Origin of the sequence: Citrobacter sp. Cb041 (genome assembly GCF_030336655.1) — a bacterium.
Taxonomy (GTDB): Bacteria; Pseudomonadota; Gammaproteobacteria; order Enterobacterales; family Enterobacteriaceae; genus Citrobacter; species Citrobacter braakii.
Genome location: NZ_JAOWDD010000018.1, coordinates 1 through 284, shown reverse-complemented (window position 1 = coordinate 284; position 284 = coordinate 1). Strand labels below are relative to the sequence as shown.

1 tRNA gene is annotated in these 284 nt (G+C 47.2%); it reads right to left on the bottom strand.

The features are described from left to right. Window positions 1–138 precede the first annotated feature (138 nt). Window positions 139–214 (bottom strand) — tRNA-Glu (locus OGV52_RS01225). Window positions 215–284 lie beyond the last annotated feature (70 nt).

The following is a 284-nucleotide window of genomic DNA, read 5'->3' as shown; positions in this document are numbered from 1 at the left end:
TTACGGAGAAATGAAACAGTGTGTCGTTTCAATTTTCAGCTTGATCCAGATTTTTAAAGAGCAAATATCTCAAACGAGACTCGGAAGTCTGTTTTGAGATACTTCGGTCGGCGACTTTCACTCACACATACCAGCAAGTGGCGTCCCCTAGGGGATTCGAACCCCTGTTACCGCCGTGAAAGGGCGGTGTCCTGGGCCTCTAGACGAAGGGGACACTGAAGTCTCAATCGCAAGACGCCTTGCTATTTACTTTTCATCAGACAATCTGTGTGAGCACTACAAAG